The following is a 24,957-nucleotide window of genomic DNA, read 5'->3' on the forward strand; positions in this document are numbered from 1 at the left end:
GCCCGCTCCCGCCGATCGTCGCCGAACGCCGAGGATGACCGGCGCACCCCGCCGACCGGCGGAATGTGCCGCCGGGTGGGTGATGCCCCGTTTGAACCCCATCGGGACGGGAAGCCGGGCCGCGTGGTGAGCGAACGAGGCAAGGTGGGCCCGGTGCACAAGGTGCACAAGGGGCTGACGGCCGATGGCGCCGGTATGGCCGGCGACCGGGTCGTGGCCGCGGGCAGCGCCGCCCGGGTTCTGGTCGCCGCCACCGCCCGGGCGCTGCGCGGGGTGGACTGCGCCGACCTGGGCCAGACCGGCCCGACGTCGCGGTTCCCCGGTGCGCCCGAGCCGGTACGCCGTGCCGCGGTCACCCGAGCCGCCGGTCGGGTCGCGCTGACCGTGGCCCAGGCCGACGAGGTGGACGCCGCCCGGGTGGCCCGCTGGTTCGTCGACCAGTACCCCCGCCGGCGCTACCCGGGAGTGCTGATCGGCTCTCCGCACGGCGGTGCGGCACACCTCGCGGTGGCCCTCGGCGTGCCGCTGCTGCCGGCCGGCTTCGACATGATCGTGCACTGGTCCGACGGAGCGGTGGACCGCCCGGCGGCCGCCCTGGAGCACGGCGCGACACTCGCCACCCGGCTGCTCGCCGGCAACGCCGACCTGCACCTGCGGCAGGTGCACTGCCCGGCCAGCCGTGGCGCGCTGGCCGGCGCGACAGTGGCGCTGAGCGCCGCGTGGAGGGCCCTGCCGGCCGCGTACGCGCAGTTCCTGGCCGACCGCCTGCTCCCCGGCGCCCCGGTGCTGCTGGTCCACGACGCGCGCACCTGGCCGGTCCTGGAGGGCAACGCTGGGCACAGCTTCCAGGTCGGCTGCCCCGCCAGCGGGCTGGACCCGGTGGACTTCCACCCGGACAGCCACGCGCTGCGGCAGGTCCTGCGCTCCGTCGGCGGCAGCGTGGCCCGGTGGGAGCCGCCGGAGGTGTCCGTGCCGTCGGGTCACGCCGAGCACGGCGTCGACCCGGGCTTCGAGACGGCCGCGCGGGACTGGTCGGCACGCCACGAGCACCCGCTGCACCGGCTGCTGGTGCCCCGACCGGCGGCGTTGAGCGCGGGCGTCGCCGACCTGTACCGGCGGTGGCTGCGCGGCGCCGGCAAGACCGGTGACCGGTTGGTGGTGGAATGCGGCCGGCTGCTCGATCCGTGGCAGGTGGTGCGCGCGGGGCTGGTGCCGTACTGGTGCGAGAACGCCACCCGGCGCACCGTCGACGAGGCCGAGTGGTGGCTGGCCGGCAGCGAGGCGTTCAGCTCGGTGGACGTGTTGCCCGAGCCGCCCGGGATGCGCTCGCCCGCGCTGGCGGGGCTGCCCCAGTGGCTGGCCGTGGCCGCGTTCGGGCGACGGCGTCGGGCGTTGGACCGGACCAGCGCCCGCGGCTACCCGGTGACCTCCGTGCCCACCCGCCGGGCCACCGAGGTCATGCGTGCCCAGCCGTACGACCTGCCCGTGCCGCCCCCGCTGGGGGCCGCCGAGGCGTTGGCAGTGCTCCGCGACAGCGGCGGCCACCAGGGGTTGCTGGTCTCCTGAGGCGGAGCACGCCGAAACATCCTCGCGAACCCGGGGTCCCGTGATTGAGTACCTACGGAGCGGGAACATCGCTGGCTGCGACGGCCTGATTGCGCTGCGTAGAGGCGATGTCGCCCGCTGGCATCCCAGTCACTGACCCACTTTTCCGGCCCGGTGCGTGGCTCGACCACGCGCACGACCGGTTTCCCGATCCGGGCGGGGGACCTTCCTGAGGGAGGCGCGGATGTTCGGACAGACGAGTACGACCACGACCACACCACCACCCACCGATCGAGGTCTGGAGGATCTCGACGCGGCGGCACTGGCGTACGCGGCCCGGATCGAAGGGCTGCCACCGGAGCGGCGGGGAGAGGCCCGGGACGACCTGGTTCGGTTCGCGTTGCCCTTCGCCGGGCGACTGGCCCGCCGGTACCGGGGTCGTGGAGAGCCGCTGGAGGACCTGGAGCAGGTGGCCCGGCTGGGGCTGGTCAACGCCGTCGACCGGTATGACCCGGAACGGGGCTCGTTCACCGCGTACGCCGCGATCACCATCGTGGGCGAGATCAAACGGCACTTCCGGGACCGGACATGGGGCGTGCACGTGCCCCGCCGGCTGCGCGACCTCATCCTCGAGGTGGGGCAGGCCACCGCCGCGTTGACCAGCGAGTTGTCCCGGGCCCCATCGGTGGCCGAGCTGTCGGCCCGACTGGAGACCCCGCAGGCGGAGATCCTCGCCGCGCTGGAGTCGGCGGCCGGCTACAGCCCCGCCTCACTCAACGCCCCGGTGGGCGGGGAGAGCTCAGCGGAGTTCGGGGACCTCGTCGGCGAGTCGGACAACGCGCTCGAATCCGTCGACGACCGGGTCACGGTGAGCGGCCTGCTGCACCGGCTGCCCTGGCGTGAGCGGCGCATCCTGGCGATGCGGTTCTACGGCAACCAGACCCAGGCGGAGATCGCCGCCCGGTTCGGCATCTCGCAGATGCACGTGTCCCGGCTGCTGTCGCGGGCGCTCACCTGGCTGCGCCAGGCGATGCTCGCCGACGCGCCGCCCCCGTGGCAGAACGGCGCCGCCGAGCCCGACCCGGGCAAGACCCGGATCTCGGTCAAGCAGAACGGCGACCGGGTGGTCGTCGAGGTCGGCGGCGAGATCGACCGCGACGGCGCGGACCAGCTGCGCCGGGCCATGCTGGAGGCCGTCACCGGCCAGCCCAGCGAGGTGGTCGTCGACCTGGTCGGCGCCGGTGGTTTCGACGCCGGCGGGATCGCCGCGCTGATGGCCGGACGGGACGCGGCGGAGCGGACCGGGGTGCCGCTGCGGCTGACCCGGGTACAGCCCGCGGTGCGCCGCTCGCTCACCGCCGCCGGCCTGGCGCCCGCCCGGGACTGACCGCACACGTACGGGCGAAGGGCCGACACCCACCGGGTGTCGGCCCTTCTGTGCGCGTACCCCTGGTCAGCGCTCCTCGGGGTTGCCGTCGCTGTGCGGGTGGCGCCAGCGTTCGTGCGGCTTCGGCGCGTCGTCGGCGTCCTCGGGCGGGTCGCTCTCCTCGAAGCTGGGCCGGCGGACGCCATCCGGGTCCGGCACGTCCACCGGCCGTGCCCCGGACCGCGGCGCCGGCTGGTACTCGGCCGCCTCGGTGGCGCCGTGCGCGCCCTCGGCCGACGGCGACTCCGGCGCGTGGTGTTCCATCCGCAGCTCGTCGCTGAACTGCTGCGGCGGCTTGGTGGTGCGCTGCGGCAGATCCCGGCCCAGGTCAGCGACGAGCGGGCCGTACTTCAGGTCGAACGCCGGCCGTTCCGACCGGATCCGGGGCATCCGGTCGAAGTTGCGCAGCGGCGGCGGGCAACTGGTGGCCCACTCCAGAGAGTTGCCGAAGCCCCACGGGTCGTCCACGGTCACCATCGCCCCGTACCGCCAGGACTTCCATGCGTTGTAGATGAAGAACAGGGTGGACGCGCCGAGGATGAACGAGAAGATCGTGGAGATGGTGTTCAGGGTGGTGAAGCCGTCGCTGGGCAGGTAGTCGGCGTACCTCCGGGGCATGCCCTCGTTGCCCAGCCAGTGGTGCACGAGGAAGGTGCCGTGGAAGCCGATGAACATGGTCCAGAAGTGCAACTTGCCGAGCCGCTCGTCGAGCAGCCGCCCGGTCATCTTGGGCCACCAGAAGTAGTAGCCGGCGAAGAGCGCGAAGACCACGGTGCCGAACACCACGTAGTGGAAGTGCGCCACCACGAAGTAGCTGTCGTGGGTGTGCCAGTCAACCGGCGGGCTGGCCAGCAGCACGCCGGTGAGGCCACCCAGCAGGAACGTGACCAGGAAACCGATGGCGAACAGCATCGGTGTCTCGAAGGTGAGCTGGCCCTTCCACATGGTGCCGATCCAGTTGAAGAACTTCACGCCGGTGGGCACCGCGATCAGATAGCTGAGGATGCTGAAGAACGGCAGCAGCACCTGCCCGGTGGCGAACATGTGGTGCGCCCACACGGTCATGGACAGCACGGTGATCGCGATGGTGGCCAGCACCAGCCCGGTGTAGCCGAAGATCGGCTTGCGGGAGAAGACCGGGATGACCTCGGTGATGATGCCGAAGAACGGCAACGCGATGATGTAGACCTCGGGATGGCCGAAGAACCAGAACAGGTGCTGCCAGAGCATCGGCCCGCCGGTGGCCGGGTCGTACACGTGCGCGTTGAGCAGCCGGTCGGCCGACAGTGCCAGCAGCGCGGCGGCCAGCAGCGGGAAGACGAGGATCACCAGCACACTGGTGAACAACATGTTCCAGGTGAAGATCGGCATCCGGAACATGGTCATGCCGGGGGCGCGCAGGGTCAGGATCGTGGTGATCAGGTTGACCGCGCCGAGGATGGTGCCGAGCCCGGAGACCACCAGGCCGAGCACCCACATGTTCGCGCCGACCCCCGGGGAGTGCTCGACGCTGCTCAGCGGGGTGTAGGCGGTCCAACCGAAGTCCGCCGAGCCCTGCGGTGTGAGGAAGCCGCCGACCACCATCAGCCCGCCGAACAGGTACAACCAGTAGGCCAGCGCGTTGAGGCGGGGAAACGACACGTCCGGCGCGCCGATCTGGATCGGCACGATGTAGTTGGCGAACCCGAAGGCCGCGGGCGTGGCGAACAGCAGCAGCATCACCGCGCCGTGCGAGGTGAAGAGCTGGTTGTACTGCTCAGGGGACAGGAACTGCATCCCCGGGCGGGCCAGCTCGGCCCGCATCACCATCGCCTCCAGGCCGGCCAACACGAAGAAGCCAAAGGAGGTCAGCAGATACAGCAGGCCGATCTGCTTGTGGTCGGTGGTGGCGAGGAACTTGATCAACGAGTTGCCGGGGACCGGTGCGCGTACCGGTCCGGGGAAGCCCCCGAAGCGTGCCGGAGCCAGGATCGCCGGGCCCCGATCTCGACCGGGTTCTGTGGTTACCCGCTTGGGCATGGTTGCTCACCCCGTCGTGACGGCAGAAAGGACGGGCGTGCTCTACCCACCCGCACACCATGTAACCAGCCCAGAGCGGTAATTTCGGTCAGATCGCCAGTACCGGCGCAGGCACCGCCATCGCTCAGGTCGCGGGCAGCATCGCCCAGACGGCCTTGCCCGGACCGGCCGGCACGCTGCCCCAGCGCTGGGTGAGCTCCCGGACCAGCAGCAGCCCCCGCCCGCCCTCGGCGTGCAGGTCCGTCCCGCCCTCCCGGGCCTGGGCGCTGCTGCCGTCCACCACGGCCAGGTGCAGATACGGCCGGCGCAGGGTCACCGTCACCTGCATCGGGGTGCCGGCGTGCCGGACCACGTTGCCGACCAGTTCGCTGAGCACCAGGGCGGCCGGGCCGGACGCGTCCGGCAGATTCCAGCGCGCGCACGCGTCGGTGACCAGCTCCCGGGCTCGCCGGCAGGCGCCGGCAACGGGCTCCAGTCGGGCCCGCATCCGCAACGGGGACGTCGTGCCCGCCACCCGGGTGGCCTCCGCGCAGTCGCTGGACACCGGGACCACCCGGCACGTCGTCGACTCGGAAAGCCAACGCGCGGCTACCGGCGACGGGCAACAGAGGACCACCGGCACGGCCGGCCACTCCTCGGCCCGGCGGGCCGTCGCGGCGAAGACGGACAGGGCCAGCCGGTCCTTGACGTCGACCTCGGCCATGTCGACCACCAGCGCGTCCGGCTGGTCGACCAACGCGTCGCGGAGCGCGTGGTGTACCAACCGCATGGTGCCCAGGTCCAGGGCGCCGGTGAGTCGGACGACCGCCACCGGTGCCGTGGTGCGCACCTCGCAGGTGATCCGGCTCGACATTGGTGCCTCGATTCGCTGCGGGGTCGGGATCTCCCCACTACCCGAGGTCGCAGCGGGTCAAACGGGACCGGTGCCGAGGGCGAGGCAGGTCACCGACGGGGCCGCCCGGTCAACAGGCCCAACGCGATCATGCCGATGCCCAGGCCCAGGTGCAGCCAGCCGTCGGCGTCGTTCACCGGGAGCACGTTCGCCCCGGTGTCGTGGTCCACCGCCAGCCCGTACAGCCAGAGCACCAGGTAGACGGCGCCGCCGCCGACCAGGAACGCCCGCGCGCCGGTGACCGTCCGCGCCAGCACCAGACCCGCCACCCCGAACGCCAGGTGCACCAGGTTGTGCAGCACCGACACCTGGAAGACGCCGAACAGGAAGGCGCCCGAGCCGTGGCCGGCTAAGCGCAGGTCGTTGGTGCCGCTGGTGATCCCCGGCACGAAGCCGAGCACACCGATCAGCAGGAACAGCACCCCGACCGTCGCCGCCGCGCGCCGGACCAGCGGCTTGCCGTCGGCCGGGTTGGGTCGGGCCCGGGAGTGGGCCATCGGTCCGACCATTCCCGGCTCCTCGCTGCGCGGCGGGCATGAGCGCTGCCGCCTACCCGCTGCGGCCGCCGACAAACCGCCGCCCAGACACCGCCGCGCCGACGCTCAGGCCGGCAGCAGCCTCGGCGCGCTGGACAGCTTGCGGACCCGCTCGTACAGCTCGACGTAGCGCTGGGCCATCACCGCCGGGGTGAACCGCTGCGCGGCCACCCGCCGGCACTCGTCGGGATCGAGCAGGTCGGCGGCGACCACGAGGTCGCCCAGCTCCTCCTCGTCGGTGGTGAGCAGCCCGGTGCGGCCGTGCTCGATCAGCTCCGGCAGGCAGCCCCGGGCGGTCGCCACCACCGGCGTGCCCAGGGCGAGCGACTCGACCACCGCCGTGCCACCGGGTTCCTCCCAGCGCAACGGGAACAGCGACGCGCGGGCGCTGGCGAGCAGGTCGTCCCTCTCCTGACCGGCCACGGTGCCGATCCAGCGGACCAGGTCACCGTCGACGTGCGGCGCCACCTCGTCGAGGAAGAACCGCACGTCCGGGTTCTGCCGGGCCTCGTCGCCCGCGGCAGCCAGATCGGCGGGCCGATGGTACGGGCCGACCGGCCCCGCCAGGACCAGTGGGAACCCGACCCGGTGTGCCAGCCGGGCACCCACGTCCTGCCCCTTGCCCGGGTTGATCCGACCGAGGATGAGCAGGTGTTCGCCCTTCTCCGGTCGGGGCCGCCGGTCGGCGTCCACGGCCAGGGGGGTGGACAAATGCACGTGCCCCACCGAGTGCTCCCGCAACGCGAGCGGGGCGCGGGCCAGCTGCGACGCGGAGACACCGTTGACCCGGACCCGGTCACCGCCGTCCAGCCCGCCGTAGAGCGCGGGGTGCTTGGCCAGGTCCCAGTGCAGGGTGTGCAGGGTCGGCGGGCCGGCGGGACCCATCGCGGCGAGGGTGGCCAGGCCGACCGCCTCCACGTGGTCGTGCACCAGGTCGATGTCGTCGCGGGAGTGCAGCTCCCGGACCACACCGGCCAGGTGCGCCTGGGCGATCCCGCAGACCTGGTTGTACGGCCGTTGCAACGCCGCGAACTGCCCGTCGTCGAAGACCGACATCTGTTCGTCCACCGGCAGGGTGCTGCTGCCCACCGAGGCGAGCACCACCCGGACGCCGAGTCGCCGCAGCTCCGGCACCAGCGTGGCGATCACGTTCTCGATGCCGCCGTAACCGGGCGGCGGCACGGACAGCCACGGACCGGCGTTCATCAACACGGTGAGGCTCATCGCGCTCGTCCCTTCCTGGCGTTCACGCGGCGGCCACCCGGCGACGGGGCACGCGGTGGCGCAGTTCGGCCAGCGGCGGGCGTTCCTCGATGGACACGTCGCTGACCACGATCTCCCGGTCCAGGTGCGGCAGCGTGTCCGACCCACCGCGACGGAACTGGGTCAGCAACGCCTCCGGCGTCGCGCCGGGGACCGCCCAGCCGCGCCGCTGCAACCGGGACCAGGCGGTCAGCATGATCTGGGCGGACATTCGGCCGAGGGCCGCCGTGTCCTGGTGGCGGTGCTTGCGCTCGCCCAGGTCGACCTGGGCCAACGCGTCCAGCCCGACCAGCTCCAGCAGGTCGATCAGCATGGCCGTCTCCACGCCGTAACCGGAGACGAACGGCACCCGGGCCAGCACGTCACGGCGGCCGGCGTACTCGCCGGCGAGCGGCTGCACGAAGCCGGCCAGCTCGGGCCAGAAGAGGTTGAGCAGCGGGCGGGCCATCAGCTCGGTCACCCGGCCCCCGCCGTCCGGCTCCACGCTGGCGGTGCCCACCAGCGGCCGGTGGTAGAAGCCCTTCACGAAGTCCACCGACGGATCGGTGAGCAGTGGGCCGAGCAGCCCGCTCACGAAATGCGGCCGGAACTCCCGCAGGTCGGCGTCGATGAACGCCACCACGTCCCCTTCGGCGGCGGCGAGCCCGGCCCAGAGCGCGTCGCCCTTGCCGGTGAGCTGCGGCAGCCCTCGGGTCATCTCGTCCTGACTGACCACCTCCGCGCCGGCGGCACGGGCCACCTGCGCGGTGCGGTCGGTCGACCGCGAGTCCACCACGATCAGCTCGTCGACCAGGGCGACCCGGTCCATCAGGTGCTCGCGGATGGTCGACACGATCGCGCCGACGGTGGCCTCCTCATTGCGCGCCGGCAGCACCACGCTGACCCGGCTCCCTCCCTTGGCGCGTAGCAGCCGGCGTGCCGGCCAGTCCGCCGCCGAGGTGGTCCGGTACGTGGCCCACGCCTCCACCACCGGTGACACGGTCGTATCCCGCACGGGCACCCCCTCCGTTCGTGCGTGGAAATAGCGACACAGTTACTTCCCATTCGCCACCACGCGCTAACCGCTTCCAGGGCGTCAGCTTGATCACAACAGTGACATTGTCGCGTTCCCAGGGCATGAACGTTTGATTGCGGACACCCCAGGGGACTGCTCCCATCGAAAAGGAAACGTTCTCGAAAGAGGTTGTCGCATGCGGAAATGCCGGGTTGGTCTCGTGGGCGCTGGCGGGGTGGCACAGCGCCATGCCCGGGTGCTGTCCGGGTTCGACGACGTCGAGCTCATCGGGGTGACCGACGTGGCACCGGAGGCGGCGGCAGCGCTGACGGCGCAGCACGGCGGCCAGGTCTTCCGTGACGTCACCGAACTGCTGGCCGCGGCCCCGGACGCGGTGTACGTCTGCGTCCCGCCCTTCGCGCACGGTCCCGCCGAGGAGGCGGTGATCGAAGCCGGGGTGCCGATGTTCGTCGAGAAGCCCGTCGCGGTCGACCTGGGCACCGCCGAGCGGATCGCCGACCTGGTCGGGCGCAGTGGGCTGCGCACCGCCGTCGGCCACCACTGGCGCTACCTGAGCGTGCTCGACCAGGCCCGAGACCTGCTCGCCGACCGCCCGGTGCGGATGGTCAGCGGCGCCTGGCTGGACAAGGTGCCCCCGGTGGCGTGGTGGTCACGGCGGGACCGCTCCGGCGGCCCGGTGGTCGAGCAGGCCGCCCACGTGCTCGACCTGGTCCGCGTGTTGGCCGGCGAGGTGACCGAGGTCACCGCGTACGGCAACGGCACCCCGCCGCCGGTCGACGGCGCCGACATCGACTCGGTCACCACCGCCGCGCTGCGCTTCGCCGACGGGGCGGTCGGCACCCTCAGCGCGGCTTGCGTGCTGGGCTGGAAGCACCGCGCCGGCCTGGAGATCCTCGCCGACGGGCTGGCCCTCTCGATCACCGAGGAGGGCCTGACGATCCGCGACGCCGACGGGGAACGACACGTCCCCGCCGACCCGGAGACCGCCCGGGTCGCGGTGGACCGGGCTTTCGTCGACGCCGTCCGCGGCATTGGCGACGACGTCCGAGTGCCGTACGCCGAGGCGCTGGCCACCCAACGGCTGGCCCTCGCGGTGGCCGACTCGGCCCGCACCGGCACCACCGTGCGGCTCGCCACCCCGACCGCCCCGGCGGCCATCAGCACGGGGGTGACCGTCGATGCGTGACAAGGTCGTGGTGGTCACCGGCCCCGGCCGGGTCGAGCTGGTCGAGCAGGACGCCGCGCCGCTGCGTCCCGGCACGTTCCGGGTCGAGACGCTCTACAGCGGCGTCTCCGCCGGCACCGAGCTGAGCTTCGTCAAGGGCACGAATCCCTACCTGAACGTCACCTGGAACGCCGACCTGGGGCTGTTCCAACCGGGCGAGGCGAGCACCCCGTACCCGGTGAACCGCCTCGGCTACATGCAGGTCGGCCGGGTGGTGGAGAGCGACACCCCGGCCGTCGCCGTGGGCACTGTCGGCGCGATGACGTACGGGCACCGCACCGGCTGGCTCGCCGACCCGGTCGCCGAGCGGTTCGTGCCGTTGCCGGACGACCTGGATCCGCTGCTCGGCGTCTACGTCGCGCACATGGGTCCGATCTGCGCCAACGGTCTGCTGCACGCCGCGGCCGACCTGCACGGCACCGACGTCCGCTCCCTCGGCGACGGGGTCCGCGGCCGGCGTGTCGCAGTGGTCGGCGCCGGGGTGGTGGCGCTGCTGACGGCGCTGTTCGCCCGGCGCAACGGCGCCGCCTCGGTGGTGGTGCTCGACCCCACCCCGCACCGTCGCCAGGTCGCCGAGGCGCTCGGTCTGGAAACCCTCGACCCGGACGCGGACGACCCTGCGGTCGTGCTCAAGACCCGGTGGGCCCACACCGCCGGTGACCGGGGCGCCGACGTGGTGTTCCAGTGCCGAGGGCAGGCGTGGGCGTTGCAGCTCGCCCTGCGGCTGCTGCGCCCCCAGGGCACGGTCATCGACCTCGCCTTCTACCAGGAGGGCGCGGACGCGGTTCGGCTCGGTGAGGAGTTCCACCACAACGGGCTCTCGCTGCGCTGCGCGCAGATCGGCCGGGTGCCGCGCGGGCTCGCCCCCACCTGGGACCGCGAGCGGCTCTCCGCCGAGACGATCGACCTGCTCCGGACGTACGGGGACGTGATCCGCAAGCACCTCGTCTCGGCGGTGGTGCCGTTCGACGAGGCGCCCACCCTGCTCACCGATCTGGCCGACCGTCGTCGCCAGGAGCTTCAGGTGGTGCTGTCGACCTGACGCGGCGGGCCGAACCGACCCGGCGGGCCGGAGCGCGCCCGCCCGGGTGACGCGGCGGACTACCGTTCCCCGCATGAGCACCTCGACGCACCGGCCGACCGGCGGCACCTCGACGGACCGGTCGGCCGGTGGCGCCGCCGCGGGTCGACCGGTCGGTCTGGGGGCGCTGCTGCCGTACCTGCGGGAACACCGCGGCACCCTGGTCGTGGTGGGCGTGCTGTCGCTGGTCGGCGCGGCCGCGTCACTGGCGCAGCCGCTGCTCACCCGCACGGTGCTCGACCGCATCGGCGCCGACAATCCCGTCGCCGACCTGGTGTCGGTGCTGGTGGCGCTCGTGGTGCTGGGCGCGGCCATCGGCGGGCTGCGCGACTACCTGCTGCAACGCACCGCCGAAGGGGTGGTGCTGGGCACCCGGCGACGGCTCGCCGGTCACCTGCTGCGGCTGCCCATCGCCGAGTACGACCGCCGGCGCACCGGCGACCTGCTGTCCCGGGTCGGCTCGGACACCACCCTGTTGCGAGCGGTCGTCACCTCCGGGCTCTTCGAGACGGTCACCGGGGCGGTGACGGTGGTCGGCGCCGGCATCGCCATGGTGCTGCTCGATCCGCTGCTGTTCGGCGTCACCCTGCTCGGTGTGGCACTGGGGCTGGGCTTCGCCGCCACCTTCGCCCGCCGGGTCCGGGCGCTTGCCCGAGCCGCCCAGGAGCGGATCGGTGAGATGACCTCGGCAGTGGAGCGGGCCATCTCGGCGGCCCGGACCATCCGGGCCAGTCGCGCCGAGGCCCGGGAGGCGGAGACCGTCACCGGCAGCGCGCGGGAGGCGTACGACGCCGGCCTGCGGGTGGCCCGGGTGCAGTCACTGGTCGGCCCGATCGGCTCGATCACCGTGCAGGGCGCGTTCCTGCTGGTGCTCGGCATCGGCGGTGCACGGGTCGCCGCCGGGGCGATCTCCGTCGGTGACCTGGTCGCCTTCGTCATGTACCTGTTCCTCCTGGCACTTCCGCTGGCCCAGGTGCTGCGGGCATACACCCAGTTGCAGTCCGGTCTGGGTGCCCTCCAGCGGATCGAGGAGATCCTGGCCGTGCCCGCCGAGGGCGCTGCCGACCGGGCCGCTCCCGCCGCCGCGACGACCACCCCACGCCGGCCCGCACCGATGATCGAGTTCGATCGGGTGGGGTTCGGCTACCCGGGCGGAGAGCCGGTGCTGCACGAGGTCAGCTTCGCGGTGCCCGCCGGTACGCGTACCGCGCTTGTCGGCCCCTCCGGCGCCGGCAAGTCCACACTGCTGGCCCTGGTCGAGCGTTTCTACGAGGTCAGCGCCGGCGCGGTCCGACTGGACGGCCACGACATACGGGACCTGCCCCGCGACGCGCTGCGTGCCCGGCTCGGCTACGTCGAGCAGGAGGCACCCGTGCTGGCCGGCACGCTGCGGGAGAACCTGCTGATCACCACCCCGGACGCCACCGACGACCGGTTGCGCCAGGTGCTCGACGAGGTCAACCTCGCGCACCTGGTCGAGCGCACCCCCGAAGGTCTGAATGTCCAGGTGGGGGAGGGTGGGGTGCTGCTCTCCGGGGGTGAGCGGCAGCGACTGGCGATCGCCCGCGCGCTGCTCGCCGGCCCGCCGGTGCTGCTGCTGGACGAACCGACCAGCAACCTCGACTCGCGCAACGAGGCCGCGCTGCGCCGCGCCATCGACGCGGTGGCCGTCCGCCGGACGCTGTTGATCGTGGCGCACCGGCTCGCGACCGTCGTCGACGCCGACCAGATCGTCGTCCTCGACGGCGGTCGGGTGGTGGCCGTCGGCACCCACGCCGAACTGACCGCCACCGACCCGCTCTACCGGGAGCTCGCCACCCACCAACTGCTGGTCGGCTGACTCCGTCCGTTCGGGGGCCGACCTGCGCTCCTCCGCCGGGGTCGAGGTGCTCGCTCCGTTCGGTGTCGACTTGCCGGCGGCCGGGCCGCGCAAGCCGGCCGGAATCGCGTACCGTTGCCGCTCATGGGTGTGTCGCAACGGTTCAAGAGCAAGTTCCGGCGGTTCCTTCAGCGCCCCGGCTCGACCGTGGATCTTGCTCCGCTGGAGAAGCTGCTGCCGGCTGTCGAGGCGCGCGAGGACGAGCTCGCCGCGCTGGACGACGCCGAGCTGACCGAGGCCGCGGGTGCCGCCACCGGTTACGAGGAGATCTGCGCGATCGGCCGCGAGGCCGCCCGCCGCGGCCTCGACCAGCGGCCGTACGACGTGCAGCTGCTCGGCGCGATGTCGCTGCTGTCCGGCAAGGTCGCCGAGATGGCCACCGGTGAGGGCAAGACACTCACCGCCACGATCGCCGCGTACGGGCACGTCCGGCTCGGCAACGGGCCGGTGCACGTGCTCACCATCAACGACTACCTGGCCCGACGCGACGCCCAGTGGATGGAGCCGGTCTACACCCTGCTCGGCCTCACCGTCGGCTGGGTCAACGAGGCCTCCACCCCGCAGGAGCGGCGCGACGCGTACGCCTGCGACGTCACCTACGTCTCGGTCAGCGAGGCGGGCTTCGACTACCTGCGCGATCAGCTGGCCACCGACGTGGAGGACCGCGTGCAACCGGCCCTGACCACCGCGATCGTCGACGAGGCCGACTCGATCATGATCGACGAGGCTCGGGTGCCGATGGTCCTGGCCGGCGCCGTGCCGGGCGAGCAGGACCCGGTGCACGCCGCCGCCGCGCTGGTCCGTGGCCTGCGCAAGGGCAAGCACTACACGGTCGCGGACGACGGCCGCAGCGTGGCGTTCACCTCCGCCGGCCTGGCCGCCATCGAGGCCAAGCTCGACATCGACCTGTACGACGAGGAGCACGTCGAGCAGCTCTCCGCGGTCAACGTGGCGCTGCACGCGCACGCCCTGCTGCACCGTGACGTGGATTACATCGTCCGGGACGGCTCGGTCGAGCTGGTCGACGAGATGCGCGGCCGGGTGGCCCAGCGCCGCCGCTGGCCGGACGGGCTCCAGGCCGCGGTCGAGGCCAAGGAGGGCCTGGACGCCACCGCCGAGGGCGAGGTGCTGGGCACGATCGCCATGCAGGCGTACATCGCGCTCTACCCGAAGGTCTGCGGCATGACCGCCACGGCGGTGCTGGTCGGCGACCAGCTGCGGGAGTTCTTCGGTCTTGAGGTCGCGGTGATCCCGCCGAACACCCCCTGCATCCGCGAGGACGAGCCGGACCGCATCTACGCCACCCGGGCCGAGAAGGACGAGGCGCTGATCGACGAGATCCAGCGCTGGCACGCCAAGGGGCGGCCGGTGCTGGTCGGCACGTTGGACGTCAAGGAGTCCGAGGGCCTGGCCGCCGGTCTCAACGCGGCCGGGGTGCCCTGCGTCGTGCTGAACGCCAAGAACGACGACGAGGAAGCGGCGATCATCGCCGAGGCTGGCGCGTACGGCGCGGTGACCGTTTCCACCCAGATGGCCGGCCGGGGCGTCGACATCCGACTGGGCGGCAGCGACGGCCGCGACCAGGAGCGGGTCGCCGAGCTGGGCGGCCTCTACGTGATCGGCAGCGGCCGGCACGACAGCCGCCGGGTGGACGACCAGCTGCGTGGTCGTGCCGGCCGGCAGGGCGACCCGGGCGGCTCGGTCTTCTTCGTTAGCCTGGAGGACGACCTGGTCGTCCGGCACGCCGCCGACTCGGTGCCGGCGTCGCCGCGGATGAACGCCGACGGCCTGGTGACCGACGAGCAGGTCGACTACGCGGTGGAGCACGCCCAGCGGGTCGCCGAGGGCGTCAACCACGAGATCCACCGCAACACCTGGCGCTACAGCGTGGTGATCGAGCAGCAGCGCAAGGCTCTCGCCGCGCGCCGCGAGCGGTTGCTGACCAGTGACGTGGCCGCCGTGATGCTGCTGGAGAAGGAGCCCGAGAAGGCCGGCGAGATGGACGAGGACCTGCTCGCCCGCGCGGCCCGCTCGATCGCGCTCTTCCACCTGGACCGGCTCTGGGCCGAGCACCTGGCCGAGTTGTCGGAGGTCCGCGAGGGCGTTCACCTGCGCGCGCTGGGCCGGCTCGACCCACTGGACGAGTTCCACCGGGCCGCCGTGCCGGCGTTCAACGACCTGATCCCGGAGATCGAGGCCCGCACCATCGCCACCTTCACCGAGACCGAATTCGATGAGGACTGGCAGCCCGACGACGGCACCCTGGTCCGGCCCACCGCCACCTGGACGTACCTGGTGCACGACAACCCGTTCGGGTCCGAGCTGGACCGGCTGATCGCGTCGATCGGGCGGCGACTCAGCGGCACCTCGCGCTGACGTAGGCCACCGGGCCCCTGTCGTGCCTCCGCGTGCGGCAGGGGGCCCCGATTTACGTCGTTTCGACCCAGGTTTCCTCGGGTAGTAGCGCTGGTCGGTCGATTCGGGAGAGAGCAGACGATGACACAGGTGACGATGAACGCGGACCGGGCGCGAGGGCGCACGGAGGCTGCGAACCGGTGAACCTCGACACGCGGGAGCCGGTGGTGCAGACCCTCGGTGTCCTGGAAACCGCAGCCCTGTTACGCGAGCTGACCGCCGGCCTGATCGCCCTGACCGACTTTGACGAGGCGCTGCTGGCGCTGGTCCGGGTCACCCGGGACGCCGTGGCCGGAGTGCGCTGGTGCGGGTTCACCGCCCTGCGCGCCGGCGAACCCGCCGGTGTGGCCGCCTCCGACGAGCGGCTGGCCGAGCTGGACGACCTGCGACACGGGCCGGACTCGCCGGCGATGAGCGCCATCCAACGCCGCGAGATGATCCTCGCCGCCGATCTGGCCGGCGAGACCCGCTGGCCGGTCTGGACGGCGCGCGCCCGGGATCTCGGCGTGCGCGGGGTCATCTCCGCGCCGGTGGACATCGACGACCAGGTGATCGGCGCGATCAACCTCTACGCCGCCTCGCCGGAGCTGCTGACCCCGCAGCACCAGTTGACCGCGATGCTGCTCGCCGAACACGCCGGCCTGCTGCTGGCGGCCGTCCGCGACCGCAAGCGGCAACTCACGCTCGCCAGCGAGCGGGACGCCTCACTGCTGCACGACGGGGTGGTGGGCCAGGCCGTCGGGGTGATCATGACCCAGCGCGGGTGCCCGCCGGCCGAGGCCCTCGACGTGCTGCGCACCGCGGCGTCGTCCTTGGACATTCCGCTGCGCGAGGTGGCCGAGCGACTGGTCCGGACGGTCTCCCGCCCTCGCGACGCCTGACCGGCGCGACGCCTGACCGGACCGCGCGCCGAGGCTCACCCGGGCGGGTCGGCGTTCGTGGCTCGTCTTGCGTTCGTGGTTCGGCTTGATCGACTCGGGTTCCTTGAATCCGGGGTGTTCGCGGCTCGTGGATGGACCGGTTTCCTGAAGCCCGAGTCGATCAACGTCCCGGCGGTGCGTGTGCCCGCGGTGGTGCTGTGCCCGGGGCGGTGCCTGTGTCCGCAGCGGTGCCTGTGCCCGCGGTGTTGCCCGTTCTCTCGCTCGGCGGCGAGTCGGGCGGCGTCGTTTCGTCCCGACCGGCCTCGGGTAGCACTCTGGTCAGGTGAGCTGCGCCGACCCGGGGGAGGACCGATGCAGAGCCGGCTGCGGGTGCTGGGGCACCCGATCCAACCGATGCTGGTCACGTTTCCACTCGGGCTCTTCGTCAGCGCCACCGTCTTCGACTTCACCGATGTCGTCGGCGGACCGGCGTTCCTGGGCGAGGTCGGCTACTGGACCGGCGTCGCCGCCCTAGTCGCCGCGGCACTGACCGCGGTGGCCGGCATGATCGACCTGTGGGACGTTCCGGTCGACCGCACTCGCCGCACAGCGGTCGCCTTCAACCTGGTCAACGCGGTGATGGCCGGCTTGTTCCTGCTCACCTGCCTGGTCCGGTCGCAGTCACCGGAGCACGGCGCGTCGGCCGCGATCCTGATCACCGAGTTGGTCGCGCTCGCCGCCGGTGGCATCGGCGTGCACCTGGGCGCCCGGCTGATGCGCCAGTTCGACAGCGGCCGCACCGAGACGGGCGGCCTCGACGCGCTCGCCAACGGCACCGTCGAGATTGTCCGCCCGCGCCCCTGACGCGCACTGCCGGCAGAGCATTACAGGCCCCACGCTGCGGGCCCCACGCTGCGGGCCCGTACCCGACCCGCCTGGTTCGTCCGACCTGTGACCCGGTTGGACGGGCGGTGACCGGTCCGGCCGGCCGGCCCTCGCCCGCCCCGCCCGGCCGGGCCGTGGCGGTGGCGGGCGCAAATGAGTTGCCGGTGGGATGGCCGGCCCGTGAGGCTGACCGCCATGACCGATCTGCGGAACGCCGAGGAGTTGATCGCGGAGGCAGCCGCCGCGCCGATCGACGGTTGGGGCTTCGACTGGCTGGCCGGCCGGGCTACCGAGGAACGTCCACAGTGGGCGTACGCCCGACTGGTCGCCGATCGGATGGGGCGCGCCACCGCCGCGCTGGACGTGGACACCGGCGGCGGCGAGGTGCTCGCCGAGGTGCCGCATCCGCCGAAGCTGCTGACGGCCACCGAGGGCTGGCCGCCCAACGTGGAGGTAGCCCGGCGCACCCTGCGCCGGGTGGGCGCGACGGTGGTGGCGGTCGACCCGGACGGGCCACTGCCCTTCCGCGACGCCTCGTTCGACCTGGTGGTCAGCCGGCATCCGGTGCGGACCGACTGGGCGCAGACCGCTCGGGTGCTGCGGCCGGGCGGGACGTTCCTGTCCCAGCAGATCGGGGCGGGCACCATGCGGGAGCTGAGTGAGGCGATCCTCGGCCCGCTGCCGCCGCCGGCCCACCGGCATCCCGAACACGCGGCGGCCGCCGCCGCAGACGCTGGTCTGCGGGTGGTCGACCTGCGTCGGGCCACCCTGCGGGCGACCTTCGCCGACATCGGCGCGGTGGTCTGGTTCCTGCGCAAGGTGATCTGGACGGTGCCCGGGTTCACCGTGGACCGCTACCGCGAACAACTCCTGGCCCTGCACGAGCGCATCACCACCGAGGGCCCCTTCACCGCCCACGCCCAACGCTTCCTCATCGAAGCGACCCGGCCGTGACCCCTGACCGCGGCGATCATGCACTTATGGCGCCCCGCAAAAGTGGCGCACCGGGCCAAGTCGCCCACCACAACTCCATGATCGACCGGGCGGGGGGGGCAGGCCAGGCCAGGCCAGGCCTAGGGCGCTCGGGGCGGACTAGTGGTGGGCCTCATGGTGGGTTGCCAGGACGTCGGCACCGAAGTCGCTGGCGGGGCGGCGTAGCACTGTGTGGGCGTGGTTGCCGTCGGCGCTCGTGTTGTCGTACTCGATCAGCAGGTCGTCGCCCTGCACCCGGTAGTAGTGCCGCTGCCCGGGGTGGGTTGGCCCGGCCCAGGCGAAGTGCAGCCGGCCGGCGTCCAGTCGGCGCGCCTCGCGGATGGCCAGCTCGGGCGGCAGCCGGTCCAGGTAGAGCGCGACCACCTGGTCGAGCAGTGCGCGCCCGGTCGGCCCCAACCGGTCGGACGGCACGCCGAGCGGCTCCAGCGGGGCGTCGACCTGCCCGCGGGTGGCGCTGATGATGTCCGCGGGCGCCTCGTCGGCGATGATCGCGGCGGATCGCTCGGCTGGCCCGATCGCGTCGAGCAGTGCCCGGCCCAGGTCCTCCTCGATGCCGAGTGGGCGGGAGACCGGGCGGCCGGCGTAGCGGACCGCTGCCGGGTTGGCGCCGAAGAAGATCGGTGCGGGGGAGACCTGACCGTCCACCACTGTCATGTTCACCGACAGGTGGTGCCCTTCGAGTCGCCACGCCCAGCGGTCGTCGCGCGCCGGGTCACCGAACACGGCCACCCAGTAGTCACCGCTGTGCCGCCCGCGGTGCCAGCCTTCGGCGCGGTCCAGCACCTCCTCCAGTGCGATGATCGCCATCGCCTGCGCGTACGCCGAAGGGCTGAGCGCGGTGGCCAGCAACCGGTGCGCGGCCTTGCGGCCGGCGACGTCGAGCTCGGAGAGGCAGACGCCGGGCCGGGGTCGAGGCCGGTACTCCAGCCAGCGTCGGGACGACTCGTCGTCGAACGGGTGCACGGCGCTGTCGCGGGCGGCGGGGTCGAGCGCGGCCAGCAGCGTGGTGCCGGCGGCCCGCATCTGCTCGGGCAGGGGATCTTCCACCGACCCTGTATACCGGCCCGTCGGCGCTGGTGTCAGCCGGCGCGCAGCAGCTCCGTCATCTCCGGCAGGTCGAAGAACTGCGCGGTCTCCAGTGCCGAGGGGTTGCCGTGTGCCGGGTCGGCGCCGGCGGCGAGGAGCGCGCGGACCGCTTCGGTGCTGCTGCGGAACACCGCGGCGGCCAGCGCGGTCTGACCCCGGTCGTTGGCCCGGGAGTGGTCGGCGCCGCGACTGAGCAGGGCGGCCACCGTGTCCGGGTGGGCGTGGTACGCGGCCAGGATCAGCAGCGTGTCGCCCTTGTCGTTGGTGAGGTTGACGGGCAGGCCGGCGTCGAGCTGCGCGGCCAGCTCCTCGGTGGAGCCGGCCCGGGCCAGGTCGAACATCCGGTGCGCGAACGCCAGCGTCTCGGCGTCGAGGTGGTCGGTCACCGGTCCAGGTTAGTCGCAGCGGTCCTGATACGTTGCTCGGCCGGTGTGCTGGGGGGAGGGGTCCGATGGCGGAGACGGTGTACGTGGGCAACGCGGGTGTCGACGGTGCCACCAATGCCGGTTGGCTGCTCGGGCACTTCGCGCCGCCGGGGGAGATCCGGCACAGCGCCGATGTCGAGGTGAAGTGGGGAGTGCACCCGCCGGGGCAGGCCCGGTCCCGGTGGGCGACCGGGGAGCGGCGCACCACTCTGCTCGTACTCATCGAGGGGTGCTTCCGGGTGGAGCTGCCGGACCGCACGGTACGGCTGGCCGCGCCGGGCGACTACGTGGTGTGGGGTCGGGGAGTGGACCACTCCTGGTTCGCGGAGCGCGCGTCGGTGGTCCTGACCGTGCGGTGGCCCTCGCTGCCCGGCTACCGGGTGGACCCGCCGGTGCTGCGCTGATCGACACCAGGTCTGACCTGCGTCCCAGCAGGTGGAATTACCTACTAAACCTATAGGCTTTGCCGTCTAGAGTACGAGGGCACCCCGCCGAACGACCCGCGAGGAACCGCCATGACGCACCGCCGCCCGGAGCCCGACCTGCTCACCGTCGCCGCCCGGTGGGCCGACCCGGCCGGCTGGCCGGTCGCGCTGCGCTTCGACCCGGCCGAGCGCTGGTACGCGCGCCTCGACGTCGGCGACGACCACGAGGTGTGGGCACTGAGCTGGCTGCCCGGGCAGGGCACCGACCTGCACGACCACGGTGGTTCGGCCGGAGGGTTCCGGGTCGTCAGCGGCACGCTCACCGAGGAGACGGTCGCCGCCGGCCGGTTGCGCCCACGACTGCTGCGCGCCGGCGCCGGTCGCCGCTTCGGCCCCCGACACGTGCACCAGGTGACCAACCAGGGGCCGGCGTCGGCGGTCAGCGTGCACGTCTACCGGCCGGCGTTGCTGCGGATGACCCGCTACCACCTGGTGGACGGGCGGCTGCGGGTCGCCGAAATCGCCGAAACCGGCCGGTCCTGGTGACCGCGGCGAGCCCACGATCCACTCCCTGTCACCGGAAGGAACCGATAATGCAGGTAACCGCCGAGCACTGTCCGGCCCCCGTGCCGCCGCCGGGCTCCCGGGGCATCGACGAGATCCTGGCCGCCGCGCGTGCCCGGCTGCACCGGTTGGACCCGGAGCGCGCGCACCTCGCGTACCGGGCCGGAGCGCTGCTGGTCGACATCCGACCGGCAGCGCAGCGGGCCGCGCACGGCGTGGTGCCGGGCTCGCTCACTGTCGAGCGCAACGTGCTGGAGTGGCGCTTCGACCCCCGCTGCCCGGCCCGACTGCCGCAGGCGGTCGACTACGACGTACCGGTGATGATCCTCTGCCAGGAGGGCTACACCTCGTCGCTGGCCGCCGCCGCCCTGCAGGACGTCGGCCTGCACCGGGCCACCGACGTGGTCGGCGGCTTCGCGGCCTGGCGGATCGCCGGCCTGCCAGCCCTCGGCCCGACCCCGCTGCACACCTCCCCACTCGCGTCCCCCGTCAAGACCGGGTGGGCGCGCCGCTGACCGTCACGCCGCACCCGGCGTGGCGGGCGTACCGCCACTCAGGAGGCACCATGTCCGTCGTCGCCATCCCCACGCGCCGCCACCCGGGCACCCGCCCGGCCCGCCCGCGCACCGGCCCGACCCTCACCATCACCCTCGACCTCGTCCCCGGGCCGCTGAGCCCTCGGCTGGCCCGGTTGGTGCAGCTGCTCGGCGAGCTGGCCGAGTCGGGGGAGGGCCAGCTGCGTACCGTCGAGGACGTGGTGCCCGCGCCGCGAGCGGCCGCGAGCCCCGCCGCCGGCGCGCCGTCCGCCGACGCCGCCCACGTCCGCATCCTGGCCGGCTCGCGGATGGTCCGCCAGGGCGACCGGCTCGTCCCGCTGACCCGCATCGAGTACGAGCTGCTGCTGTTCCTGGCCGAGCGGCCGCGCCGGGTCTTCACCCGCCTCCAGCTGCTGTCCAGTGTGTGGGGGTACGAGCACGCGGTGGCCCGGACCGTGGACGTGCACGTTCGACGGCTGCGCGCCAAGCTGGACGGCTCGGAGTTGGTGACCACCGTCTACGGGGTTGGTTACCGGTTGGCCGACGAGGCTCGGATCAGCGTGGACCACAGCCGATAAGCCCTGGTCCGGCGGCCCGCGACAACCTCGGTGAACCGGGCGGGGACCCCCGTATCGGGGCATCTCGGCGACTCTGCTGTAATCATCAGGCTTCGTACGCAGAGCGAGCGTCTGGCTCCGATGTGTTCGTCAATTGTCACATTCATGCAACGCAGCCGCCTCTTGATTCTCGCCCGGGTGCCGGGAAGCATCGATGAAGCGGCGTCCCGGGCCGTGGGGAGATACCCGGACCAGCCCAAGGAGGACCATGTCGGTCAGCCCTGCCTCGTCGCGCGCCGGATGGCATACGTCGCAACCCGCGGTGCCCGGTCGACCGCCCGGCGGTCAGCGTCGCCCGGCGAACACCGCGACGCCCGTGCTCACCGTGACGCTGTCCATCCCGCTGGCCTGTGAGGAGTCGCTGACCCCAGCGGCACGTCGGCTGCTCGAAGCCGCCCGGGAGATGCTGGAGCGCGGCGAGGGCGTGATCATTGGGTCCGTTCCGACCGAACGCCGCCCCGACGAGGTGCCCGCCAACCGGTCACCGACCCGGACCCTCAGCCCGACCATCCCGGCCCTGCACATCCTCGCCTCGTCCCGCTCGGTGCTGCGCGACGACGAGCCGCTGCCGCTGACCCGGCTGGAGTTCGACCTGCTGCTGCACCTGGTCGCCCACCCGCGCCGGGTGTTCACCCGGCTGCAACTGCTCAACGCCGTCTGGGGCTACGAGCACGCCGGCGTACGCACCGTCGACGTGCACGTGCGTCGGCTGCGCGGCAAGGTCGGCGTGGACGTCCCCCTGGTCACCACCGTCTACGGCGTGGGCTACCGGCTGGCCGACGACGCCCGGGTCACCATCGACCGCAGCAGCTGACCGCCGTCACCCGCCCGCCCTTCGCGGGGCAGGATGGTCCGGTGCGCATCCGTCCCATCTCGCCCGACCTGCTCGTCACCGAGCTGACCGGCCGGCTAGCCGACGCCGCGACCCGCGCCGCCACCGGGCCCGCCCGGCTGCGGGTGGCGGTGGACGGTGCTCCCGCCGCTGGCCCGGACGAGCTTGCCGCCGCGCTCGTCGACCCGCTGCGCGCTCGGGGCCGTCCGGTGCTGCACGTACGCGCCACCGACTTCCTCCGCCCCGCGTCCCTGCGCTACGAGCTGGGCCGCACCAACCCGGACTCCTTCTACGAGAACTGGGTCGACGAGGCCGGCCTGCGCCGGGAGGTGCTCGACCCGGCCGGCCCGGGCGGCACCGGGCGGGTGCTCCCGTCGCTCTGGGACGCCGACGCCGACCGGGCCAGCCGTGCTCAGTACGTCGACCTGCCACCCGGAGGCGTCGTCCTCGTCAGCGGCCCGCTGCTGCTCGGCGGCGGCCTGCCCTTCGACGTCGCCGTCCACCTGGAGCTGTCCCCGGCGGCCCTGCGTCGACGCACCGAACCGGCCCAGGAGTGGGCGCTGCCCGCCTTCGACCGGTACGCCGAGGAGGTCGTCCCGGCGAGCTTCGCCGACGTGGTGGTACGAGCCGACGACCCCCGCCGCCCCGCGCTCGTGGAGCCCGGCGGAGACGGCTGACAAGCCCCGGGAATTCGCCGGTTTGCCCGGCCGATCCCGTGGGTAATCGCCCGGCTCACAGAGCGCAGGTGATCGCCCGCGCACCGTTTGCGACCGTGACCGGGGCTTCACGCCGCCGGCACCCGGTTCACAGTGAGCCACAGGCCCAGGAAAGGCAGGCAGCGATGCTCGTCCACGACACGGTCGGTACGACCCGTTCCCAGACGGAGATCGACCAGATCCGGCTCTCCCTGCAGGCGCGCTACGACGAGCTGACCGCCGAGTACGACCAGGCCGTGCTCCAGAGCCAGGTGCTGCGGCTGGTGGAGGTCGGCGACACCGCCGGCGACGACCAGGCCGACAGCGGCACCAAGACCGCCGAGCGGGACACCGCGCAGTCCCTGTTGCGCACCATCCTCGACCGCCGCGCCCAGTACGAGCACGCGCTCGGCCGGCTCGCCGAGGGCACCTACGGCTGGTGCGAGGGCTGCTCGGCGGCGATCCCGGTGGAGCGACTGGAGATCTTCCCGGCCGCCACCACCTGTGTGACCTGCAAGCAGACCCGCGAACGGCGGGCGGCCTGAGCGACGTCAGCGGTTGCCGGTCGGTCCGTGACGCGATGGACTTGAACCATGGGTGACATCCTCGTGGGCACCGCGTCCTGGACCGACCGCACCTTGCTGGACTCGGGTTGGTACCCGCAGACGGCGGACACCCCGGAGAAGCGGCTGGCCTACTACGCGCGGCAGTTCCCGCTGGTCGAGGTGGACGCCACCTACTATTCGCCGCCCGCCGAGGCGACCGCGAAGCTGTGGGCGGAGCGCACGCCGGCCGGTTTCACCTTCAACATCAAGGCGTTCAGTCTGCTGACCGGACATCCCACCCGGGTCAGCGCCCTCTACAAGGACCTGCGTCCGGAGACCGACAAGAAGAACGTCTACCCCGACGACCTGCCTGCGCAGTCGTACGAGGAGGTCTGGACGCGCTTCCTGTCCGCCCTGGACCCGCTGGTCGAGGCGGGCAAGCTGGGTGCGCTGCTGTTCCAGTTCCCGCCCTGGTTCACCATCAAGCGGGCCAACAAGCAATACCTGCTGGAGGTGGCGAAGCGCTGCGCGCCGCTGCGCCCGGTCTACGAGTTCCGGCACGCCTCCTGGTTCGACGGCGACAACGCCGATGAGACCCTGGCCTTCCTGCGCGAGCACAAACTGCCGTACGTCTGCGTGGACATGCCGCAGGGCCACCGCTCGTCGCTGCCCCCGATCCTGGCCGCCACCGCGGACCTCGCGGTGGTGCGCTTCCACGGCCACAGCGACAAGTGGACCAGCAAGGACATCCACGAGAAGTTCGGCTACCACTACTCCAAGCGGGAGCTGGCCGACTGGGCGCCGAAGCTGCGCGAGCTGGCCGACGAGGCCGGTCAGACGCACGTGTTGATGAACAACTGCTACCGCGACTACGCGCAGACCAACGCGAAGACCCTCGCTGGCCTCCTCGACGCCAACTGACCTCACCCGATCCGGGTGGGGCCGGGTCACCCGCAGCGCCGGCAGGCTGGGCACGGTGGGTACGACCGCCCGGGGGTGGTCGACGCCGCAGACGACACGGAGGTGACGGGGATGACGGTTCGAGTGGTGACGGATCGACGGCGCGGTGCCGTCCTGCACGTGGTCGGTACGGCGGACAACGCCCGCCGCGCGCCGCAGGGCAGCCCGGTGCGGGCACGCCGCGGCCCATCGGGGCCGCCTCGCCGCGCCGATGACCGACGGTGGGACAGCACGGAAC

The 24,957-nt window shown here is 72.7% G+C and carries 24 protein-coding genes; 17 read left to right on the forward strand and 7 right to left on the reverse strand.

Going from position 1 to position 24,957, the window contains the following annotated elements:
* Positions 1-195: 195 nt before the first annotated feature.
* Positions 196-1,566, forward strand: coding sequence for a hypothetical protein (locus tag FBZ33_RS13215; protein ID WP_141912628.1), 1,371 nt, complete (start codon positions 196-198; stop codon positions 1,564-1,566).
* 223 nt (positions 1,567-1,789) lie between these two features.
* Complete coding sequence (locus FBZ33_RS13220; RefSeq protein WP_141909278.1) at positions 1,790-2,932, forward strand: SigB/SigF/SigG family RNA polymerase sigma factor; 1,143 nt, start codon at positions 1,790-1,792, stop codon at positions 2,930-2,932.
* A 66-nt stretch (positions 2,933-2,998) separates the two neighbouring features.
* On the opposite strand, the gene ctaD is transcribed toward FBZ33_RS13220, so the two are convergent.
* The 5 genes from ctaD to FBZ33_RS13245 all read right to left on the reverse strand — a co-directional run bounded on the left by ctaD (position 2,999) and on the right by FBZ33_RS13245 (position 8,648).
* Positions 2,999-4,990 carry a cytochrome c oxidase subunit I gene (gene ctaD, locus FBZ33_RS13225; protein WP_099853165.1) on the reverse strand — a complete coding sequence of 664 codons (1,992 nt, stop codon included), beginning with the start codon at positions 4,988-4,990 and terminating at the stop codon, positions 2,999-3,001.
* A gap of 124 nt (positions 4,991-5,114) precedes the next feature.
* The gene (locus tag FBZ33_RS13230; protein ID WP_141909279.1) at positions 5,115-5,843 is read right to left on the reverse strand and encodes an STAS domain-containing protein; all 729 of its coding nucleotides are present in this window, start codon (positions 5,841-5,843) and stop codon (positions 5,115-5,117) included.
* A gap of 89 nt (positions 5,844-5,932) precedes the next feature.
* Positions 5,933-6,391, reverse strand: coding sequence for a DUF4383 domain-containing protein (locus tag FBZ33_RS13235; protein WP_141909280.1), 459 nt, complete (start codon positions 6,389-6,391; stop codon positions 5,933-5,935).
* Positions 6,392-6,484: 93 nt separating this feature from the next.
* Positions 6,485-7,642 (reverse strand): glycosyltransferase, encoded by a 1,158-nt coding sequence (locus FBZ33_RS13240; protein WP_088948017.1) that lies wholly within the window; start codon positions 7,640-7,642, stop codon positions 6,485-6,487.
* 22 nt (positions 7,643-7,664) lie between these two features.
* A complete protein-coding gene (locus FBZ33_RS13245) occupies positions 7,665-8,648 on the reverse strand; it encodes a glucosyl-3-phosphoglycerate synthase (protein WP_255509123.1) in 984 nt (327 codons plus the stop codon).
* 223 nt (positions 8,649-8,871) lie between these two features.
* On the opposite strand from FBZ33_RS13245, the gene FBZ33_RS13250 reads away from it, so the two are divergent.
* The 7 genes from FBZ33_RS13250 to FBZ33_RS13280 all read left to right on the forward strand — a co-directional run bounded on the left by FBZ33_RS13250 (position 8,872) and on the right by FBZ33_RS13280 (position 17,995).
* Positions 8,872-9,882 carry a Gfo/Idh/MocA family protein gene (locus FBZ33_RS13250; RefSeq protein WP_141909282.1) on the forward strand — a complete coding sequence of 337 codons (1,011 nt, stop codon included), beginning with the start codon at positions 8,872-8,874 and terminating at the stop codon, positions 9,880-9,882.
* Positions 9,875-10,963, forward strand: coding sequence for a zinc-binding dehydrogenase (locus FBZ33_RS13255; RefSeq protein WP_099853179.1), 1,089 nt, complete (start codon positions 9,875-9,877; stop codon positions 10,961-10,963). The genes FBZ33_RS13250 and FBZ33_RS13255 overlap by 8 nt, the downstream gene beginning before the upstream one ends.
* Before the next feature lie 73 nt (positions 10,964-11,036).
* The gene (locus FBZ33_RS13260; protein WP_255508841.1) at positions 11,037-12,842 is read left to right on the forward strand and encodes an ABC transporter ATP-binding protein; all 1,806 of its coding nucleotides are present in this window, start codon (positions 11,037-11,039) and stop codon (positions 12,840-12,842) included.
* A 123-nt stretch (positions 12,843-12,965) separates the two neighbouring features.
* Positions 12,966-15,257 (forward strand): accessory Sec system translocase SecA2, encoded by a 2,292-nt coding sequence (gene secA2 / locus FBZ33_RS13265; RefSeq protein WP_141909283.1) that lies wholly within the window; start codon positions 12,966-12,968, stop codon positions 15,255-15,257.
* Positions 15,258-15,436: 179 nt separating this feature from the next.
* Positions 15,437-16,177 (forward strand): GAF and ANTAR domain-containing protein, encoded by a 741-nt coding sequence (locus FBZ33_RS13270; RefSeq protein ID WP_141909284.1) that lies wholly within the window; start codon positions 15,437-15,439, stop codon positions 16,175-16,177.
* Positions 16,178-16,528: 351 nt separating this feature from the next.
* Positions 16,529-17,020, forward strand: a complete 492-nt coding sequence (locus FBZ33_RS13275) for a DUF2231 domain-containing protein (protein WP_141909285.1) — start codon at positions 16,529-16,531, stop codon at positions 17,018-17,020.
* A gap of 216 nt (positions 17,021-17,236) precedes the next feature.
* Positions 17,237-17,995, forward strand: coding sequence for a class I SAM-dependent methyltransferase (locus FBZ33_RS13280; RefSeq protein ID WP_141909286.1), 759 nt, complete (start codon positions 17,237-17,239; stop codon positions 17,993-17,995).
* Positions 17,996-18,133: 138 nt separating this feature from the next.
* Here FBZ33_RS13280 and FBZ33_RS13285 read toward each other — a convergent pair whose 3' ends face one another.
* Both FBZ33_RS13285 and FBZ33_RS13290 read right to left on the reverse strand, forming a co-directional pair.
* Positions 18,134-19,081 (reverse strand): DUF3500 domain-containing protein, encoded by a 948-nt coding sequence (locus FBZ33_RS13285; protein WP_185755290.1) that lies wholly within the window; start codon positions 19,079-19,081, stop codon positions 18,134-18,136.
* A 32-nt stretch (positions 19,082-19,113) separates the two neighbouring features.
* On the reverse strand, positions 19,114-19,506 hold the full coding sequence (locus FBZ33_RS13290; RefSeq protein ID WP_088948024.1) for an ankyrin repeat domain-containing protein: 393 nt from the start codon (positions 19,504-19,506) through the stop codon (positions 19,114-19,116).
* Positions 19,507-19,571: 65 nt separating this feature from the next.
* Between FBZ33_RS13290 and FBZ33_RS13295 the strand changes: the two genes are divergently transcribed.
* From FBZ33_RS13295 to FBZ33_RS13330, 8 genes are all read left to right on the forward strand, one after another.
* Positions 19,572-19,949, forward strand: coding sequence for a signal peptidase I (locus FBZ33_RS13295; protein WP_141909287.1), 378 nt, complete (start codon positions 19,572-19,574; stop codon positions 19,947-19,949).
* A gap of 111 nt (positions 19,950-20,060) precedes the next feature.
* Positions 20,061-20,516 carry a cysteine dioxygenase family protein gene (locus FBZ33_RS13300; RefSeq protein ID WP_141909288.1) on the forward strand — a complete coding sequence of 152 codons (456 nt, stop codon included), beginning with the start codon at positions 20,061-20,063 and terminating at the stop codon, positions 20,514-20,516.
* A 47-nt stretch (positions 20,517-20,563) separates the two neighbouring features.
* Entirely contained in the window at positions 20,564-21,049 is a 486-nt protein-coding gene (locus tag FBZ33_RS13305) for a rhodanese-like domain-containing protein (RefSeq protein WP_088948027.1), read from the forward strand.
* 50 nt (positions 21,050-21,099) lie between these two features.
* Complete coding sequence (locus tag FBZ33_RS13310) at positions 21,100-21,648, forward strand: winged helix-turn-helix domain-containing protein (protein ID WP_141909289.1); 549 nt, start codon at positions 21,100-21,102, stop codon at positions 21,646-21,648.
* Between the two features lie 247 nt (positions 21,649-21,895).
* A complete protein-coding gene (locus tag FBZ33_RS13315) occupies positions 21,896-22,501 on the forward strand; it encodes a winged helix-turn-helix domain-containing protein (protein WP_141909290.1) in 606 nt (201 codons plus the stop codon).
* Positions 22,502-22,542: 41 nt separating this feature from the next.
* Positions 22,543-23,196 carry a uridine kinase gene (locus tag FBZ33_RS13320; protein WP_141909291.1) on the forward strand — a complete coding sequence of 218 codons (654 nt, stop codon included), beginning with the start codon at positions 22,543-22,545 and terminating at the stop codon, positions 23,194-23,196.
* 164 nt (positions 23,197-23,360) lie between these two features.
* A complete protein-coding gene (locus FBZ33_RS13325) occupies positions 23,361-23,759 on the forward strand; it encodes a TraR/DksA C4-type zinc finger protein (RefSeq protein WP_088948030.1) in 399 nt (132 codons plus the stop codon).
* A gap of 48 nt (positions 23,760-23,807) precedes the next feature.
* A complete protein-coding gene (locus tag FBZ33_RS13330) occupies positions 23,808-24,680 on the forward strand; it encodes a DUF72 domain-containing protein (RefSeq protein WP_099853209.1) in 873 nt (290 codons plus the stop codon).
* Positions 24,681-24,957: the final 277 nt, after the last annotated feature.

It is taken from the genome of Micromonospora sp. A202, from assembly GCF_006715105.1.
GTDB classification, from domain to species: Bacteria; Actinomycetota; Actinomycetes; order Mycobacteriales; family Micromonosporaceae; genus Micromonospora; species Micromonospora zamorensis.

What these genes read in the sequence shown, in the direction of transcription:
- FBZ33_RS13215 (WP_141912628.1), top strand. Translation starts at nt 196, where the DNA reads ATGGCCGGCGACCGGGTCGTGGCCGCGGGCAGCGCCGCCCGGGTTCTG.
- FBZ33_RS13220 (WP_141909278.1), top strand. Translation starts at nt 1,790, where the DNA reads ATGTTCGGACAGACGAGTACGACCACGACCACACCACCACCCACCGAT.
- ctaD (WP_099853165.1), bottom strand. Translation starts at nt 4,990, where the DNA reads ATGCCCAAGCGGGTAACCACAGAACCCGGTCGAGATCGGGGCCCGGCG.
- FBZ33_RS13230 (WP_141909279.1), bottom strand. Translation starts at nt 5,843, where the DNA reads ATGTCGAGCCGGATCACCTGCGAGGTGCGCACCACGGCACCGGTGGCG.
- FBZ33_RS13235 (WP_141909280.1), bottom strand. Translation starts at nt 6,391, where the DNA reads ATGGTCGGACCGATGGCCCACTCCCGGGCCCGACCCAACCCGGCCGAC.
- FBZ33_RS13240 (WP_088948017.1), bottom strand. Translation starts at nt 7,642, where the DNA reads ATGAGCCTCACCGTGTTGATGAACGCCGGTCCGTGGCTGTCCGTGCCG.
- FBZ33_RS13250 (WP_141909282.1), top strand. Translation starts at nt 8,872, where the DNA reads ATGCGGAAATGCCGGGTTGGTCTCGTGGGCGCTGGCGGGGTGGCACAG.
- FBZ33_RS13255 (WP_099853179.1), top strand. Translation starts at nt 9,875, where the DNA reads ATGCGTGACAAGGTCGTGGTGGTCACCGGCCCCGGCCGGGTCGAGCTG.
- FBZ33_RS13260 (WP_255508841.1), top strand. Translation starts at nt 11,037, where the DNA reads ATGAGCACCTCGACGCACCGGCCGACCGGCGGCACCTCGACGGACCGG.
- secA2 (WP_141909283.1), top strand. Translation starts at nt 12,966, where the DNA reads ATGGGTGTGTCGCAACGGTTCAAGAGCAAGTTCCGGCGGTTCCTTCAG.
- FBZ33_RS13275 (WP_141909285.1), top strand. Translation starts at nt 16,529, where the DNA reads ATGCAGAGCCGGCTGCGGGTGCTGGGGCACCCGATCCAACCGATGCTG.
- FBZ33_RS13280 (WP_141909286.1), top strand. Translation starts at nt 17,237, where the DNA reads ATGACCGATCTGCGGAACGCCGAGGAGTTGATCGCGGAGGCAGCCGCC.
- FBZ33_RS13295 (WP_141909287.1), top strand. Translation starts at nt 19,572, where the DNA reads ATGGCGGAGACGGTGTACGTGGGCAACGCGGGTGTCGACGGTGCCACC.
- FBZ33_RS13300 (WP_141909288.1), top strand. Translation starts at nt 20,061, where the DNA reads ATGACGCACCGCCGCCCGGAGCCCGACCTGCTCACCGTCGCCGCCCGG.
- FBZ33_RS13305 (WP_088948027.1), top strand. Translation starts at nt 20,564, where the DNA reads ATGCAGGTAACCGCCGAGCACTGTCCGGCCCCCGTGCCGCCGCCGGGC.
- FBZ33_RS13310 (WP_141909289.1), top strand. Translation starts at nt 21,100, where the DNA reads ATGTCCGTCGTCGCCATCCCCACGCGCCGCCACCCGGGCACCCGCCCG.
- FBZ33_RS13315 (WP_141909290.1), top strand. Translation starts at nt 21,896, where the DNA reads ATGTCGGTCAGCCCTGCCTCGTCGCGCGCCGGATGGCATACGTCGCAA.
- FBZ33_RS13325 (WP_088948030.1), top strand. Translation starts at nt 23,361, where the DNA reads ATGCTCGTCCACGACACGGTCGGTACGACCCGTTCCCAGACGGAGATC.
- FBZ33_RS13330 (WP_099853209.1), top strand. Translation starts at nt 23,808, where the DNA reads ATGGGTGACATCCTCGTGGGCACCGCGTCCTGGACCGACCGCACCTTG.